This window comes from Gemmatimonas sp., assembly GCF_044345575.1.
GTDB lineage: Bacteria > Gemmatimonadota > Gemmatimonadetes > Gemmatimonadales > Gemmatimonadaceae > Gemmatimonas.
The window spans coordinates 1-16,683 of sequence record NZ_JBIJAW010000045.1 but is presented as its reverse complement, the minus strand read 5'-3'; the positions used below and the strand labels follow the sequence as shown (position 1 = coordinate 16,683).

The 16,683-nt window shown below is 67.5% G+C and carries 16 protein-coding genes and 1 pseudogene; 5 read left to right on the top strand and 12 right to left on the bottom strand.

Features of this window, described 5'->3' with window-relative positions:
- Window positions 1-579 (top strand): annotated as a pseudogene (locus tag ACIQ6O_RS04780) (hypothetical protein); the annotation flags it as partial.
- A gap of 13 nt (window positions 580-592) precedes the next feature.
- Window positions 593-1,321 (top strand): hypothetical protein, encoded by a 729-nt coding sequence (locus ACIQ6O_RS04775; RefSeq protein WP_396206646.1) that lies wholly within the window; start codon window positions 593-595, stop codon window positions 1,319-1,321.
- 254 nt (window positions 1,322-1,575) lie between these two features.
- Here the strand turns inward: ACIQ6O_RS04775 and ACIQ6O_RS04770 are convergent, their stop codons facing one another.
- From ACIQ6O_RS04770 to ACIQ6O_RS04715, 12 genes are all read right to left on the bottom strand, one after another.
- Entirely contained in the window at window positions 1,576-2,325 is a 750-nt protein-coding gene (locus tag ACIQ6O_RS04770; RefSeq protein WP_396206645.1) for an S-adenosyl-l-methionine hydroxide adenosyltransferase family protein, read from the bottom strand.
- A 170-nt stretch (window positions 2,326-2,495) separates the two neighbouring features.
- Window positions 2,496-3,770: an MATE family efflux transporter gene (locus ACIQ6O_RS04765; RefSeq protein ID WP_396206644.1), complete on the bottom strand. Its 1,275-nt coding sequence runs from the start codon at window positions 3,768-3,770 to the stop codon at window positions 2,496-2,498.
- A gap of 67 nt (window positions 3,771-3,837) precedes the next feature.
- A complete protein-coding gene (locus ACIQ6O_RS04760) occupies window positions 3,838-4,977 on the bottom strand; it encodes a P-loop NTPase (protein WP_396206643.1) in 1,140 nt (379 codons plus the stop codon).
- Between the two features lie 113 nt (window positions 4,978-5,090).
- On the bottom strand, window positions 5,091-6,134 hold the full coding sequence (locus ACIQ6O_RS04755) for a bifunctional oligoribonuclease/PAP phosphatase NrnA (protein ID WP_396206642.1): 1,044 nt from the start codon (window positions 6,132-6,134) through the stop codon (window positions 5,091-5,093).
- Window positions 6,131-7,702, bottom strand: coding sequence for an amino acid permease (locus tag ACIQ6O_RS04750; RefSeq protein ID WP_396206647.1), 1,572 nt, complete (start codon window positions 7,700-7,702; stop codon window positions 6,131-6,133). The genes ACIQ6O_RS04755 and ACIQ6O_RS04750 overlap by 4 nt, the downstream gene beginning before the upstream one ends.
- A 261-nt stretch (window positions 7,703-7,963) precedes the next feature.
- Entirely contained in the window at window positions 7,964-9,439 is a 1,476-nt protein-coding gene (gene guaB, locus ACIQ6O_RS04745) for an IMP dehydrogenase (protein ID WP_396206641.1), read from the bottom strand.
- Window positions 9,440-9,484: 45 nt separating this feature from the next.
- Complete coding sequence (locus ACIQ6O_RS04740; RefSeq protein WP_396206640.1) at window positions 9,485-9,856, bottom strand: YkvA family protein; 372 nt, start codon at window positions 9,854-9,856, stop codon at window positions 9,485-9,487.
- A gap of 110 nt (window positions 9,857-9,966) precedes the next feature.
- Window positions 9,967-10,401, bottom strand: a complete 435-nt coding sequence (locus tag ACIQ6O_RS04735) for a hypothetical protein (protein WP_396206639.1) — start codon at window positions 10,399-10,401, stop codon at window positions 9,967-9,969.
- 39 nt (window positions 10,402-10,440) lie between these two features.
- Window positions 10,441-11,433 carry a D-Ala-D-Ala carboxypeptidase family metallohydrolase gene (locus ACIQ6O_RS04730; protein ID WP_396206638.1) on the bottom strand — a complete coding sequence of 331 codons (993 nt, stop codon included), beginning with the start codon at window positions 11,431-11,433 and terminating at the stop codon, window positions 10,441-10,443.
- Window positions 11,430-12,440, bottom strand: coding sequence for a hypothetical protein (locus tag ACIQ6O_RS04725; protein ID WP_396206637.1), 1,011 nt, complete (start codon window positions 12,438-12,440; stop codon window positions 11,430-11,432). The genes ACIQ6O_RS04730 and ACIQ6O_RS04725 overlap by 4 nt, the downstream gene beginning before the upstream one ends.
- A gap of 130 nt (window positions 12,441-12,570) precedes the next feature.
- Complete coding sequence (locus ACIQ6O_RS04720) at window positions 12,571-13,461, bottom strand: L,D-transpeptidase (protein WP_396206636.1); 891 nt, start codon at window positions 13,459-13,461, stop codon at window positions 12,571-12,573.
- A complete protein-coding gene (locus tag ACIQ6O_RS04715; protein WP_396206635.1) occupies window positions 13,461-14,120 on the bottom strand; it encodes a hypothetical protein in 660 nt (219 codons plus the stop codon). Before ACIQ6O_RS04715 ends, ACIQ6O_RS04720 begins: the two co-directional genes overlap by 1 nt.
- Before the next feature lie 96 nt (window positions 14,121-14,216).
- On the opposite strand from ACIQ6O_RS04715, the gene gpmI reads away from it, so the two are divergent.
- The 3 genes from gpmI to ACIQ6O_RS04700 all read left to right on the top strand — a co-directional run.
- Window positions 14,217-15,776 carry a 2,3-bisphosphoglycerate-independent phosphoglycerate mutase gene (gpmI, locus tag ACIQ6O_RS04710; RefSeq protein ID WP_396206634.1) on the top strand — a complete coding sequence of 520 codons (1,560 nt, stop codon included), beginning with the start codon at window positions 14,217-14,219 and terminating at the stop codon, window positions 15,774-15,776.
- An 8-nt stretch (window positions 15,777-15,784) separates the two neighbouring features.
- The gene (locus ACIQ6O_RS04705) at window positions 15,785-16,492 is read left to right on the top strand and encodes a hypothetical protein (protein WP_396206633.1); all 708 of its coding nucleotides are present in this window, start codon (window positions 15,785-15,787) and stop codon (window positions 16,490-16,492) included.
- Window positions 16,493-16,495: 3 nt separating this feature from the next.
- A partial coding sequence (locus ACIQ6O_RS04700; protein WP_396206632.1) for a 6-carboxytetrahydropterin synthase occupies window positions 16,496-16,683 on the top strand: 188 nt, incomplete at its 3' end.

Sequence of the window (16,683 nt, the reverse complement as noted above, 5' to 3'; positions counted from 1 at the left end):
GACCGACACCTACGACCAGACGAAATCGAGCTCCTTCTCGACCGAGAAGAGGGCTTCGGCGTGGCCCAGTTGCGGGCACACGCCTCGTCGTGTTCGACGTGCCAGGCCGAACTGGAGAGCGCCCGGGCGCTGATGGTGATGCTCGATACGCTTCCCGACTTCGCGCCGTCGGCCTCGTTTGCCGATCGGGTGATGAGCGAAGTGCAGGTCTTCGAACCGTGGCATGCCGCGGTGACGCGCACGGTGTCCCAGGTCGTTCCGGCGACCCGTCGGGCCCGAATCGCGGCCGGTCTGGCGGCGGCCGTGGTAGCAGGGCTGGGCACGGCTGGGGCCACCTGGGCGGTGGCGCGGGCCGACATGGGCCTTCTGTTGGCCCAGCTGGGGCTCGAGCGATTCCGCGAGCAGCTCACGGCTGCTGGGAGCGACGTCGTGACGACCGTGCTCGGGCAGCCCGGTCTCGAGGCGCTCCGCGGCAGTTCCCCCGAGGTGATGGCCTTGGCCATGGGCGCCTTCGTGGCCGTGGCCGGTATGGGCGTGGTGGGCATCCGTGCCCTCGCCACTTCCTCGCGCACCCGTTGAGGGGATCGGCCGCATGTTGACCGCCACCCTCTTCGCCGTCGCCGGCACGTTCGGGATCGGCATGATCATCGGGCTGGTGGTGCTGATGACCGCCGAGGAGGCGCTGCTGGCCGTGGCCAAGAGTGCCGCGCGCGACGTGGGCGGCAGCTTCTGGGCGGGGCTGCTCACGCAGCTGCTGGCGGTGCCGGCGCTGGTGGTACTGCTCATCGCCTGCGCGGTGACGCTCATCGGCATTCTGGCCATCCCCGTGGCCGCCCTTGCGTGGGCGTTGGCGCTGTCCGGGGCCGTCACCCTGGGCGTCCTTGCGGTGGCCATGGTGATCGGCCGTGCGGTAGCCGGACGCGGCACGGGGGCGACGGAGCGCAGCGCCGCGTTGCGCGGACTCACGGTGGGGCTCGTGGCGCTCAGCCTCGTGTGGTTCGGCGCGGCGCTCGCGTCGCAGGTCCCGGTGTTCGGCGCCGTGGCGCGGCTCGTGGCGCTGGCCTTCAGCTGGGCGGTGGCGACGGTGGGGCTTGGCGCCGTGGTGAAGAGCCGCATCGGCGTGTCGCGCCTCAGCGTGCAGTTCGGCCGCTTCGGCGGCGACCGGTTCAGCGGCTACACCGCCAAGTGGGGCGCGTCGCGCACTACGGGCGTCAATGAGGTGCAGGTGCCAGTGAGCTGGCAGACGCCGACGCCGGTGCAGGGCGTGGTGGCGGCGCCGCGGCCACGGACGGACGGGCAAGCGGGGCCGACTGGGTTGTGAAGGCCGGCGTGGTCGTCAAACAGCAGACGGCAGACGGCAGGAACCACAGCACGCAGTACGGGAGGAATGCGGTACAACAAAACGGGCGCGGCCGCTTTGCGGCGCGCCCGATTTCCTTTGCGGTGGGGATATCGGCGGCGGCGCGCAGCGCACGCTGCCGTGTGGTTCTACCGAATTCCTCCCTGACTGCGTGCTGTAGTTCCTGCCGTCTGCCGTCTGCTGTTGAGCGCAGTCACCCACGCAGTCACGGAGACCTACCCGAGGACCACGGCCGCCCCTCTCTCCACGCCGAGCAAACCCGCCGCGTTCCCCTCACGCACCGCCACCTCCACGAAGCCGCTCGACCCGATCAGCGCCACCAGTTCGCCGCGCGCCGCCTCGCCGTAGGTACGCACCATGCGCGCGGCGCGGCCGGCGATCTTCACCATGCCGCGCGCATCGCGCGTGAGCAGGTTGGTGATCACGTTGCCAAAGCGGTCGATCGTGAGCACCTCGCCGTGCAGCAGTCCGTGCGCGTCGCGCACCGGCGGTGGCGTGCGCAGCCGCACCGCGTCACCGAACGGCTCGCCCACCGCGTCGAGCGGCGCGCCGGTGGCGAGGCGCGCCGCGATCGGCGCGAACACATCGCGGCCATGAAACGTGGCCGATGCCGCTGCGTCCACCGGCAACTGCACCACGCGCGCATCGAGCGCAAACAGCGCGGGCGAGAGCACGCCATTGTCCGGCCCCACCAGGAAGCGCCCTTCGCTGCTGATGGCGATGGCGGCCCGTGATGTGCCCACGCCCGGGTCCACGACGACCAGATGCACGGTGCCCACGGGGAATCGCTTCCAGTAGCGCGCCACCGTGAGGCGGCCGAACGCGACGTCCTGTGGCGGAATGTCATGCGACAGATCGACGATCGGCACACCGGGCGCATGCGACACGAGCACGCCCTTCAGCTCGGCCACGTATCCATCAGCCGTGCCAAAATCGGTGAGGAGCGTGATGGCGGGAGTGGGCATGTCGATAAGCTAACGCCGAAACCCTTGTCGAAAACGGAGAGCTGAGAGCTGACAGCTGAAAGCTCCCCTGCCGCGACGGGAATCCCGTGCGGGCAAGGGAGCTTTCGGTCATCAGCTGTCAGCTGTCAGCTCGAAACTCGTGCTCGTGCTCGTGGCACACATCTCAACACTCACACCACCGATTTCCGCCACCGCCCCGACGCCCACAAGAGCGCCATCAGCACACCGCGCGCGGCCGCGGTGATCGAAATGGTCCACCAGAGTCCGGTCGTGCCCCAGTGCGTGGCCGCCCACGCGCCCACCGGTAGGCGCAACGCCGTAATCGAGGTGCTGAGGACCATGGGCACGAAGGTCCACCCCGCACCAGCCATGGCGCTTTCGAGCACCACTTCGGCGCCAAGAAACAGCTGCGAGAACGCCGAGATCCGGAGATACTTCGCCGCTTCCGCAATCACCGCCGGATCGTCGGAAAAGAGCCCCGCGAACTGATCGGCGAAAAACAGACTCACCACCGCCATTGCGAGGCCCACGGCGCTCACGATGCCCGTGCTGATCCATCCGGCGCGCGCGGCGCGCGGCGCGTCACCGGCCCCAAGGCTCTGCCCCACGATGGCGGCGAGCGCGGCGCCCATCCCGACACTCGCGACGTACACCACGCTCTCCATACGGAAGCCGAGCCCGAGGGCCGCGAGTGCAGGCGTGCCGAACTGCGTGGTGATGCGCGTGAGCAGCACGTAGATGAAACTGAAGACCACGCCCGTGGCAGCGGCCGGCGCGCCCACGCGCACGATCGTCGCAAGCACGGGCCATCGTGGTGAGCCCCACAGCAGCATACCGCGCCGGCGCAGAATCATCACGCCCGCCACACACGCGAGGCCGCGCGGCACCAGCGTAGCCAGCGCCGCCCCACGCACGCCAAGTGCCGGGAATGGACCGAGGCCCCGAATGAGGAGCGGATCGAGAACGAGGCCACACACGGTGGTCACCGCAAGAATCCAGAGCGGCGTGCGTGTATCGCCCCGCGCGCGGAACGCCGCATCGACGGCAAAGAAACCGAAGATGAGCGGCATCCCCAGGAAGTACGTGCCGAGGTAGTCACGGCCGATGCGGCTCACATTCCCCGACGTGCCGAGCAGATCGAAGAGCTGCGCCAGGACAAACGGAGCGGCCACCGCGATCACGCCGCCCAGCAGCAGGGCCAACAGAAAGCCATCGGCCACACTGCGCGCCGCATCCTGTGGCCGCCGCTCGCCGTGGCGGCGCGCGGCGAGGGCATCGAGGCCGATGCTCACCATCTCGCCCACCGAGATCGCCAGCCACACCCAGAATACGGCGCCAGTCACCGCCGCCAACGATTCAGCCCCGAGCGAGCGACCGATCCAGAACGTGTCGACGTTGTGGAACGCCGTCATCAGCAAATTCGCGATGACGGCCGGAAGCGCCACGCGGCGAATCGTCAGCGATAAGGGCTCGCCGACGAGTTCGCCGCGTGGGGCTGAGGTAGCGTCGGTATCAGCCGTAGCGTTCGGCAACGCGCTGCATCACACGTTCGGCAACGGCGCTGATCGCCTTGGCCGCCTTGGAGTCGGGCTCCACCGCCACGATGGGGCGACCGGTATCGCCGCCTTCCTGAATGCGCGGATCAATGGGTACCTGCCCGAGCAGCGGCAGATCGCACTCCTTCGCCAGACGCTCGCCGCCACCGCTGCCGAAAAGCGCGATGGGCTTCCCCGTCTCGGGATTCTCGAAGTACGACATGTTCTCGACGATGCCGAGCACGGGCACCGCGGTGCGCTCGAACATCTTCACACCGCGCAGCGCATCACCCACCGCTACCTGCTGCGGCGTCGTCACGATGACGGCGCCGTGCACCTGCGTGGCCTGCACGAGCGACAGCTGCGCGTCACCGGTACCCGGCGGCATGTCCACGAGGAAGTAGTCGAGCTGTCCCCAGTTCACGTCGCGCAGGAACTGCGTGATGATCTTCATCACGATGGGGCCGCGCCAGATCGCCGGCTGTTCCTTCTCGATCAGGAAGCCGAGCGAGATGACCTTCACGCCGTGCGCCTCGAGCGGGATGATCTTCTCGTCGCGCACCGCCGGCGCCGCGTCCACGCCGAGCATGAGCGGGAGATTGGGGCCGTAGATGTCGGCATCCATGATGCCCACCTTCTTGCCGGCCTTTGCCAGCGCGATGGCGAGATTCACCGCCACGGTGCTCTTGCCAACACCGCCCTTTCCCGACGAAATCGCGATGATGCGACCGAGGTTGGGGTACTGCACGGGTTCGGGGACCTTCGGCGGCGCCTTCTGCGGTGCGCTGTCCATCACGGGCAACGCGCGACCGGCGCCGGGGGCCTTCGACTGGTTCATGGGCTCGGGCGCACGACGCGCCGGTGTGGGTTCACTCTGCGCGGGATCACGGACGTCCACGCGCACATCGGTTACGCCGTCGAGCGCTTCGATGGCCTGCCGCACGTCACGTACCAGCGTGGCGTCATCCTCGGGGGCGAGGAGCAGCGTGAGACGGACTTTGCCTTCGCGTGACGTGGCGATATCACGCACTTGTTCGGCGGCCATGACATCGGCGCCGGTGCGCGGGTTCCGGACCGCGGCGAGGGCGCCGGTGATCCGTTCCATGAGTGGCTGCATAGGGAAGTAACGGGTTCGGGAATACGCTTCCCAAAGCTAGAGGAACCGGGAGGCCCGTGGAATGCCCCGCGTCCGGTTCTCGGTGCGCACCGCCTGTTCCGCGCGTCGGCGGATCAGGCGTCGGGGAGTTCGCCGCGCAGATACGCGCGAGCGTCGGCCACGACCTGCGCGCGCACGTCGTCGAGCCCACCGGCCAGCATGGCACCGGAGGCTTTCCGATGCCCGCCGCCGCCGTAGCGACGCGCAAACTGCTGCACGTCCACGTCACCGGTGCTACGCAGGCTCACCTTCACCTTGCCATGGCCGAGATCGCGAAAGAAGAGCGCCATGCGGGTGCCCACGATGCTGCGCGGGTGCTCGACGATGCCATCCAGCTCCTCGCTCGTGACCTCATAGCGACCGGTCACGCCCGCCTCAACCGAGATGTACGACAGCCCCACCTCGGGCTCGCTGACGAGGGAGCCGAGCGCCTCGCGCAGCAACTGCAGCCGCCCCATGCTCACCTGCGCGTAGATGCGGCGGTACATCTCCTCCGGATTCACGCCCGCGGCCAAGAGCGCCGCGGCGATCCCATGCGCCCGCGGCGACGTGTTGCTGAACCGGAAGCTGCCGGTATCGGTGAGAATCGCCGCATACAGCGACTGCGCAATGGCCGGCGTGATGGCCAACCCGAGCGTCATGGCGATGTCGTACACCAGTTCTCCGGTCGCGCAGGCGGCGGTATCAGCAATCGCCAGCGTCCCCACGGGCTCGTCACCGGCCACGTGATGATCGATGACCGAAACAGGCACCGCGAGCTGACGCACCGCGTCGGCGAGATGCCCCAGCCGGCGCACATCGTTGATGTCCAGCACGATCAGCGCATCGATGTCGGCCAACGCGTCGGCCCCGCGCGCACTCGCCTCCTCCACGTCGTCACCGAGGAGGAACTCGAACATCGTAGGCCACGGGGTGGGATTGACGATGCGGCAGTGAATGCCGCGCTGCGCGAGCAATCTCGCGAGCGCGGTTTCACTGCCGCATCCGTCACCATCCGCGTTGATGTGCGTGGACAGGGCCACTGTGCTTCCGGGACGCAGGGCGGCGAACCACTCGTGGATCGCCGCCTGCCGCGCTTCCGATGCGCTCAGCAGCCCATCGGCCACAGCGCCGGTCATTTCCGACCGGATTCCTGCTTGCCGATCTTCGAGTTCTTCATGCCGTACACGAAGTACATCGTCATGCCGATCGCCGTCCACAGGCCGAGCAGCGCCCAGGTGAGCCCCGGGAGCTGATACATCATGTAGAGCGTCGCGCCGGCGCCGAGTGCCGGTACGAGCGGCACGAGCGGCGTCTTGAAGGGGCGCTCGAGTTCCGGCGAGCGGTTCCGCAGCACCCACACGCCGATGCACACCGTGGCGAAGGCCGCGAGCGTGCCGCCCGAGACCAGTTCGCCGAGGAGGCCGAGCGGGAAGAAGCCCGCGATGATCAGGGCGATGATGCCGACGATCCACGACGACGCCGACGGCGTCTGGTACTTCGGGTGGACCTTCGCGAAGATCGGCGGCAGGAGGCCGTCGCGCGACATGGTGTAGAAGATGCGCGGCTGGCCCATGAGCATCACGAGCACCACCGACGACAGACCCGCGACGGCACCGATGTTCACGAGGTTCTCGAGCCACTTGAGCTGCGGGACCGCCTCGAGCGCGGCCGACACCGGGTGCGCCACGCCAAGGGACGTGTACGGGGCGAGACCCGTCATGACCAGCGACATCGCGATGTACAGCACCGTGCAGATGAGCAGTGACGCGATCATGCCGATGGGCAGGTCACGCTGCGGGTTCTTCGCTTCCTGCGCGGCCGTGGAGACGGCGTCGAAGCCGATGTAGGCGAAGAAGACGACGGGGGCCGCGCGGAGCACGCCGGCCATGCCGTACTTCGTGCTACCGTCCGGATTCGTGACCATCTCCGGAATGAACGGCGTCCAGTTGTCCTTGTTGATGTAGAAGAAGCCGAAGCCGATCACCAGCAGCACGATCGTCATCTTGATGGCGACGATGATGTTGTTGAGCGTCGCCGACTCCTGCACCCCGCGCACCAGCAGTGCCGTGAGCGCGAGGATGAGCAGCACCGCGGGCAGGTTGATCAGGCCATTCACCACGTTACCGCCGGCCGCCGTGCACGCCTCGCGGGCGGCATAGGCTGCGTTGGTCGCGGCATCGATCAGGGTCGCGCCCGTCTCCGGGTTCACGCAGGTGAACGCGCGCACCACTTCGTGGCCGTTAATGACCGTCAGCGGCGCCGACGCGAAGGCGGCCGGGATGTGGATGCCCGCTGAGTTCAGCATGGCGCTGAAGTACCCCGACCAGCCGACCGCAACCGTAGAGGCCGCGAAGAGATACTCGAGGATGAGGTTCCAGCCGATAAACCACGCGATCCCCTCACCCATGGTGGCGTAGCTGTAGGTGTAGGCGGAACCGGCGATCGGAATCATCGACGCGAATTCGGCGTAGCAGAGTCCCGCGAACAGGCAGGCGAGGCCCGCGAGCACGAAGGAGAGCGAAACGCCGGGACCGGCGAAGTTGGCGGCCGCCGTGCCCGTAAGCACGAAGATGCCGGCGCCGATAATGGCACCGATACCGAGCATGGTGAGGTTGAGCGCACCAAGCGTTCGCTTGAGGCCGCCCTCGGAGCTGTCGGCCTCGGCGCGCAGCGCCGTGATCGATTTCTTGGACCAGATTCCCATCAGCGGTGTGGTCTGGGTGGAGCGGGCCGGGGAGGCTGGAGTGGCCCGCAGGTAGGTCGGCTGCAGCTGCTCCACACCTCGATTACCGCGGCACGGAACAGTACGGCGCCTAATGTGGCCGTGTGCACGCCATTCGAACAGTAGGGCGCGCGACTTTGGTGGCCCGGGAGGCCAAAGACCCGAGAGCCGGAGCCCGAACGCGGCACCCGAAACCGATCAGTTCCGGGTGCCGAGTACGAGTTCCGGGTTACGGGTACGACCTCACACCGAGTAGTTCGGCGCTTCCCGGGTGATCGTCACGTCGTGCGGGTGCGACTCGCGCAACCCGGCCGTGGTAATGCGCACGAACTCCGCCTCGGTGCGCAGGGCGTCGATGGTGCCGCAGCCGACGTAGCCCATGCCGCTGCGCAGCCCGCCGATCATCTGGAAGAGCACGTCGCCCACGGGGCCCTTGTACGGGACGCGCCCCTCGATCCCCTCGGGCACGAGCTTCTTGGGGGACATTTCCCCGTCCTGGAAGTACCGGTCGGCCGACCCGTCCTGCATGGCCGAGAGCGAGCCCATGCCGCGGATCATCTTGAATCGGCGTCCCTCGAGCAGGAACGACTCGCCGGGGCTTTCCTCGGTGCCGGCCAGCATGCTGCCCATCATGACACTCGACGCGCCGGCGGCCAGCGCCTTCACGATGTCGCCCGAGTACTTGATGCCGCCGTCGGCAATGACGGGGACGTCTCCCGCTCCCTCCACGGCGTCCATGATGGCGGCGATCTGCGGCACGCCCACGCCGGTGACGACACGGGTGGTGCAGATGGAGCCGGGACCCACGCCCACCTTGATCGCATCCACCCCGCGCTCAACGAGCGCCGCCGCGCCTCCCTTGGTGGCGACGTTGCCGGCGATGAGCTGCACATCGGGAAACGCCTCGCGCACGCGGGCCGTGGCCTGCAGCACGCCCTCACTGTGGCCATGCGCGGTGTCAATGATGAGCACGTCGACGCCGGCCTGGATAAGGGCACGCGCCCGATCGAGATAATCGCCGCCCGCCCCGATCGCCGCCGCGACCCGCAGCCGCCCATACTGATCCTTGTTGGCATCCGGGTACTGCCGGCGCTTGTGGATATCCTTGACGGTGATGAGCCCCTTCAGATTCCCCTGCTCATCGGTCACCGGCAACTTCTCGATGCGGTGCTTCGCGAGAATCTTCTCAGCATCGTCGAGACCCGTGCCCATGGGCGCGGTGATGAGATCCTCGCTGGTCATGACTTCGGCGAGCGGCCGATCGAGATTGCGCTCGAACTGCAGGTCACGATTGGTGAGGATACCCACCAGCTTGCCGGTGGCATCCACAATGGGCACACCGGAAATCTTGAAGCGCATCATCAGCGCCACCGCTTCGCGGAGCGACGCCGTGGGCGAGAGCGTGATCGGATTGAGGATCATGCCGCTCTCACTGCGCTTCACCCGATCCACCTCGGCCGCCTGCCGATCGACCGACATGTTCTTGTGCAGCACGCCGATGGCGCCGTAGCGGGCCATCGCGATGGCCATCTCGCTTTCGGTGACCGTGTCCATGGCGGCGGACACGAGCGGCACGTTCAGCCTGATACCGCGAGTAAAGCGGGAGGCCAGGCTGACTTCACGCGGGTGCGTGGTCGAGTGCCGGGGGGCAAGCAGGACATCGTCGAACGTGAGCGCGATGTCGTCGCGGATACGAGCGGAGCGAGATGAGGGTGCCATCTCGAAAGGTATAACGGGCCGAGGAGGGATTCCAGAGGGGCGGCCCTACCGCCCCGCCATCCGTCGCAGGCGGCGGCGCAGGCGGAGGGGCAGGAAGAAAGCGGCCGCCGACACCACGCGGGCCAGGTCGAGTTCCTCCAGTGCCGCCGGATCACCGCGCCAGTGGTCGCGCAACACGGCGAAGCCCGCGCGGTCCACCATGCGCTGCAAGGCCAGCATCAACAGGTAGACATCGTCGACTTCCCCCAGGAACGGAATCACATCCGGGATGAAATCGAGCGGGGAGACGATGTACGCGAGCGTGCCGATCACGAGCAAGCGGTCGAATCGGGAGACCCGGCGATCGCGAATGAGCCCCGCCAGCAACCGGAGGTACGAGGGGATCTGCCGGATCACCCGCATGACCGAGCGCTTCATGCCGGTTCGCGGGCCGCGCCCCGTCGGGCGCCGCGGTGCAGAAGCGGCGTCCGTGTCGTCAACGTCGTCTTCGTGCAACGACTGTTTCGACGACTCTGCCCCCTTGCTCGTCATGCCGCGGGCGGCTGAGTGGGAGCGTCAGGGTCAGTGGTCGGCGGCGTTGCCTGCGACGCTGACGGTGGCGCTGACGGTGGCGTAGCCGGCGGCGTCCCTGGCGGGGGTGCGCCGATCTGGTCGGCCACCGTCTTCGCCGTGCTCACCACATCGGTCGCGACCGTCTTCGTGGTCTGCGCGACGTTGTTCAGCACGCCCATCGCCTTGTTGAGGAACCCCACCGCCTCCACCACCGTACCCGCCGCGAGTCCACCAGCGCGCAGGGTGTCCTCCACTCCGTCGGTGAACTTCTGGAACACATTGGTCACCGGCGCCGGCTTCTCGGCGTACTTCGACTCGAGAAACTCCACATAGTCCAGCACCTGGTACAGGCGCTCGTCGGACAGGGTGTCGAGCTTCCGGTTGATGCGGTCGCGGACGTACGGATTCATGGGCTCCTCATGGCAGGCCGTGAAGCCCGCCCTACGTGATCACCCGCGCCAACGTTTCCGTTCGCCGCGCGCGTCGATATGACAATACGGTGTGGCGTACCGGCGGCTGCTGTATACGCCGAGGCCGCCCGCGAGTTCCGGGTGCAGACGCTCCACCCAATCCACGGCCTGCTCCACCCGGTAGGCGTCGAACAGCGTGAGCTGCCCGTCGCCGTCCGCGTCGATGGCCACATCGGCGGCGTCTCCGTACAGATGGCGCGAGTCACGCGCCGACCCTTCCACCCCGGAGTTGTGCAGCGGTGTGCGGAAGCCGCTGTGCACTTCGAGCTTGAAGTCGGCCTGCTCTTCCCCGCGGCGCCGCGCCAGTTCGCGCAGCACCAGCTCGATCTTGTCGAGGACCCGCGGATCCACGGCGATGTACTTCGGCCAGATGGTCTGCCGGTCGTGGGTGACGAAGTCGCGCACCTTGAGGTGCTTCGTGAGCGGAAGATCGAGATGTTCTTCACGCACCTCCGCGAACCCCATCGGCTTCTCGGCGCTCTCATCACGCGACCACTCGGCCGGATAGCGGCCGATCTGATACCCGTTGAGGGTGCTGCCGAACTTGAGTTCGAAGGGGACGATGACGGCCAGCTTGGGCTCTTCGAGCCGCTGCATCACACCGTTGCGCATCACGTTGAGCGCGTAGAACCCCGGCGTGAGCGGGGCCAGCAAAGTGTCCCCGTCGAGCGGGCGCATCACGTCACCGCTCTCGTTACTTCCCACTTCCACCCACTGGTAGCGGAACCCCAACGGCCCCGCGCTCCCCCGGATATCGAGCGGGAATGCCACCCGATCCCCCGCCTTCACGAAGTGCATGCGCACCTCGCCACTGGTGCCCTGCATGCCCTTGGCAGCGGCGATGCGCGGCACGGCGCGCCGGAAACTTTCGGCCGACGAATCCGCGAACAACTCGCCGGGCGGCTGATAGATGAACGCGGCCGTTATGGCCACGAGGCCACTCAACACAATGGCGGTACGACGTTGAATCACAATGCTCCCCACCGGGCGCGATTGCCGCGCACGTCGATGTGCACGAACGGGCCATGCGCATCCGTCGCCTTGTAAATCCCGATGCCGCCGATCAGTTGCGGGTAGCGCTGTTCCACACGCTCGGCGGCGCTGGCCAGGACGCCGGCATCACGCGTATCCACCCGGCCATCGCCATTGAGGTCGCTCATCCAATCCTGCGACCCGTTCACCACGTACACATCGGCGGCATCCCCGTACTGATGCCGACTATCGTTCGCCCGCCCACCGGCACCCACCCCGAGCGCGTTGTACTGCGGCGTGCGGAAACCGGACATCACGCGCAGACGGCTGGCCGGAATGCCCATGCCGCGCAACTCGTCGAGCACGAGCTCGAGCTTGTCCACCAGCGGTTCGCGGAGCACGAGATACTTGGGCCAGATGCTGCCCTGATCCTTCGTGAGGAAGTCGCGTAGCCGGAAGTGCTCGGATATGGGTGTGTCCGCGTTGCCCGCCGTGACTTCGAGGAAGCCTTCCGGGTTGCGATACGCCACCGAACGGGCAGCGCGCACCTCAGCCGGGAAGAACCCGATGCGATAGCCACCGATACGCCCCTTCACCTTGTCGGCGAACGGCCGCATGGTGATGAAGTGGAACGCGCCACTGGAATCGTCGGCCGCGTACACACCGGGGCGGCTCACGGCGGAGTCGCCGAAGTACTGCCGCAACACTGGAATCGCCGCGGCGTGCCGTGGCGCGAGAAAGCGGGCACGGAGCTTCCGGCTCACACCGCGCAGCGAATCGAGGCCCGGAAACGACGCCGGCGCGGACGGTCTGGCCGCCGCGCCCGCCAAAGCCATTCGGGCCGGGCTGGCGCTTGCCCTGCCTCCGGGACGCACGAACGCGACCAGTACCGCGCAGGCCAACAGGCCGGCGGCAACGGTCGCACGACGGTGCACCGGCCGTCGGTGCACACGCAGCGGCGTGGACGTATCGGAAGACGCCGAGGCGTCGAAGCGGTTCAGGGTCATGAAGTCGGGTATGGCGCTCGAGGAACAGACGACCGAGCGCCCGTTCAGGAAATATAACGAAACCGGACCCGGGCATTCACCGGCGGCGGCACACCGCCCCGGCAACGCTCACCCGTAACTGCTTGTCAGATCAGTAGATGTACACCGGAGTCCCGACGGCTACCCGGTGGTACAGCTCGGCGATGTCTTCGTTCCGTAATCGGATACATCCGTGGCTGACGGCACGGCCGATGGACGACGGATCGTTGGTGCCATGCATCCCGTAGCCATCGCCGAGATAGAGCCGGAAGCTCCCGAGCGCGCCCTCGTATCGCCGCTGGCGCGTTCCATATGGGGGAACGACGATCTTTCCGTCAGCGACGATTTCACGACCGTCGTCGGCCTCGAGCGACCGCGCGGAGCCGTCGGGGCCGACATGGACGACCTCGTTGCCCTGTACCGTGATACGCCCCCCATCGCGGAGCGGAATGGGCCGACCGCGGACCAGCTGGGTGAGGCCGAGTCCTCGCGTATTCGCCTGCTCCTGATAGTGCCAGTCGGGGGGAATCCAGGCCGGCGCCGAGTCCAGCCGCTGCACGACAAGGCGACCGCGCGGGGTCTCGAAACGCAGGACTCTGGCGCCCCCCTGCATCACGAGATGTTTCCCGGAGCCGGTGGCGATGGGGGCGGTGAAGAGCACGCTGTCCCCGCGCTTGTACCACATCCGGCGGTCGGTGATGGACACCACGAGGTACGTGCTGTCGGCCGGCGGTGGAGGTACCGCCGCGAGCACCGCCCGCAGACTGTCGATACCAAGGCCGGCCTGCAGGGCGGCCTGTTCGAGTGCCTCCGAATTGTCGTTGAACACCAGGCGGGCCACGTCACGTTCGAAACGGACCGTGAGCGTCCCGTAGGCCAGCCACGCGCTGTGCATGGCCGCGACGGTCGAGAGCGCCAGCAACCAGCGGGGGGCGCCGCGCCAACCTCGACCGATGGGACGGAGCGAACGTGCCGGTGTCGCGGGAAAGGAGGATGCACGCATTAGAAGAAATACACCCGGGTACCGGTCGACAGGTTTTCGCGAATAGCGCGCAGGTCGTCCACCGCGAGCCGGATGGCGCCGGGCATCACATAAGTGCTGTCGGCGAGTGGTCCCGAAGCTGGCAAGGCGTATAGCAGGGTACCACCCGACAGCACGATCGCCGCGGGTCCCGTCCAGCCACCTCCGCTGCGCTCGGCCGATGGGGCCAGCCCCCGGTCGGCCCAAATCCACGCCGGCAGCGGCCAGAGGTCGGCATCACCAAGGAGCCGTTCGATGACCCGGAGGCCTCGCGGTACCGCGACGTGCACCGTATCGGGGGCGATCCCCACCCGTCGCTCGGGACCGACGCGCGCCGGCATGGTGCGGAGCCGGGCCCCGCCGCGATCGAGCGCCACGTACGCCGAGTCGGTGTTCACCGCGAGGTGAATCGCCTCATCGCCCTGCGCCTGGCGACGCATGATCTCGAGCATGAGCGTGGCCTGGTCGGCGTTGGCCGCCAGAATGGCATCGGTGCGCTGCTGCTCGAGCTGGGTCATTCCCGCACGCAGGCGCGCCGTTTCCTCGCGGTACCGCCCGCGACGAACGAGCAGGACACCGTCGAACAGCAGAAACGCCACCAACAGCAGAGACAGCAGCAGCGTCTGACGCCGAACACGCATGAGTCAGCAGGGTTTAGATTGCAAAGGCTGCGATCCCCAGTAACCGGAGCAGGACCCCGTCGGGGCACCACTCCCGGTAGCATACCCCGGAGACCGATGTCTGCACGTGTAGACCGCGCGGTTGCCCTCATCATCCTCGATGGATGGGGCTATCGCGAAGACTGTGAGGCCAACGCGATCTGCCTCGCCGACACGCCCAACTGGGACCGGATCTGGTCCCACCCCTCCCGCACGTTGCTCACGGCCAGCGGGAAGGCGGTGGGCCTCCCCGAGGGGCAGATGGGCAACAGCGAGGTCGGGCACCTCAATCTTGGGGCCGGGCGCGTCGTCATGCAGGACCTGGTCCGTATCGGGGCGGCGATCGAGGGTGGCAGCTTCCGCGAGAACCCGGCGCTCGTGGCCGCGTGCGAGCATGCCCGATTCAACAATGGCACGCTGCACCTGCTCGGCCTGCTCGGCGACGGCGGGGTGCACGCGTTCGCGTCACACCTGTATGCGCTCGTGGACATGGCCGCACAGCGGCAGGTCCCCCGCGTGGTGCTGCACGCCATGCTCGATGGTCGCGACACGCCGCCGCAAAGTGGCATGGCGTTCCTGCGCGAGACGTTAGCGCGGATCGAGGGGAAGGCGCAGCTCGCGAGTGTGAGCGGCCGCTACTACGGCATGGACCGCGACAACCGGTGGGAGCGCACGGGGCTCTGGTACGACGCGGCCGTGCGCGGCCACGCTCCCGTGGAAACGGACGCTCTCGCGGCCTTGCAGCGCTCGTACGATGCCGGGGTGAACGATGAATTCGTGAAGCCGTGGGTGATGCCGGGAGCAGACGGCCAGGCGCTGGCCCCCATGCGCGACGGAGATGCCCTTGTCTGCTTCAACTTCCGCAGCGACCGCATGCGTCAGTCGCTGCGGGCACTGGCCCTCCCCGACTTCAGCGGGTTCGACACGGGACCGCGTCCGCTCGTGCACATCGTCACGATGACGCAGTACGAGGACACGTTCCCCTTCCCCGTCGCCTTCGCGCCGCAGTCGATGAAGCATCTCGTGGGCGAAGTGATCGCGAACGCCGGGCTTACGCAGCTGCGCACGGCGGAAACCGAGAAGTACCCGCACGTGACCTTCTTTTTCAACGGCGGGCACGAGCAGCCGCTGCGCGGCGAGGATCGCCGCGTGGTACCCAGCCCCAAAGTGGCCACGTACGATCTGCAGCCGGAGATGAGCGCGCCGGCCGTGTGCGACGTGCTGTGCGAGGCGCTCGCCAACCGCACGCACGATTTCATGCTGTGCAACTTCGCGAACACCGACATGGTGGGGCACACGGGGTCGTTGCCGGCGGCCATCAAGGCAGTGGAAACGGTGGATGCCTGCCTTGGCCGCGTCCTTGAAGCAGCCGCCAAGGGCGGGGCACGGCTCATCATTACCGCCGACCACGGCAACGCCGACGTGATGGTCGATCCGGTGACGCATCAGCCACACACGGCGCACACCACCAACCCGGTCCCGCTGGTGCTCCTCGACCCCGACGAGGTGGCACCGCTACGCAGTAGCGGCGCGTTATGCGACGTGGGGCCCACGGCGCTCGCCCTGCTCGGACTCACGCTGCCTCCCGATATCACCGGTCGCGACCTGCGCGATCGGTCTTCCGATTCTCAGGCCTGATGCAACCCATGCGTGTCATTCGATCGACCACGGCGGCCGCGCTGGCTGCCGTCGCCTCGCTGTTCACTTCGTCGGCAGCGCAGGCACAGGTGGGGCACATGCCCGACCGCAGCCCCTACGAGGATGTGAAGATCGGGCAGACGCTCACCGTGATGGGTGGCTGGCTGGCCGTACAGCGCGACCTCGCCGATGTGGCGCCCACCGCCAGCTGGCTGGCAGCTTTGCGGTACGACATCGGCGTTGGGGGACCGGCCTCACTCTTCGCCCGCTATGTGGTGTCCCCCAGCGAACGCCGGCTGCTGGCGCCGGGGAATCCGTTGGCGACGCGCGTGATCGGCACGCCCGGCGTCGCCACGCACATCCTCGACGGTGGCCTCGACATGTCGCTCACGGGGCGCAAGACGTGGCATCACCTCATGCCGTCGATCAACGTGGGCGCCGGCATCGTGAGTGATTTCGCGAAGGCCGACACGGGGGCGTACAAGTTCGGGACCAAGTTCTCGTTCAACTACGGCGTCAGCATGCGCTATCTGCCGCGACGTGGTCCGCAGCTGCGCATCGATGCCACAAACAATTTCTGGAAGTATCAGTATCCCGACCGCTACTTCGTGAAGGCATCCGACACCACGTCCATTCTCACCGACACGCGCAAGCGTGAGGGATGGCGCGGGAACTGGGGCCTCTCGGCTGGTGTGATCTTCCCGATCTTCCGCTGACCGATGCCGCGCACGTCGCTCACCCGTCGCGTCTCCTTCGCCGCCGCGCATCGGTATCGTCGTCCCGATTGGAGTGATCAGGAGAACGCCGACATCTTCGGCGCGTGTGCCCATCCGAATTACCATGGGCACACCTACGTGTGTGACGTGACGGTGGCAGGGCCGGTGGACGAGGAGACCGGGTTTCTCGT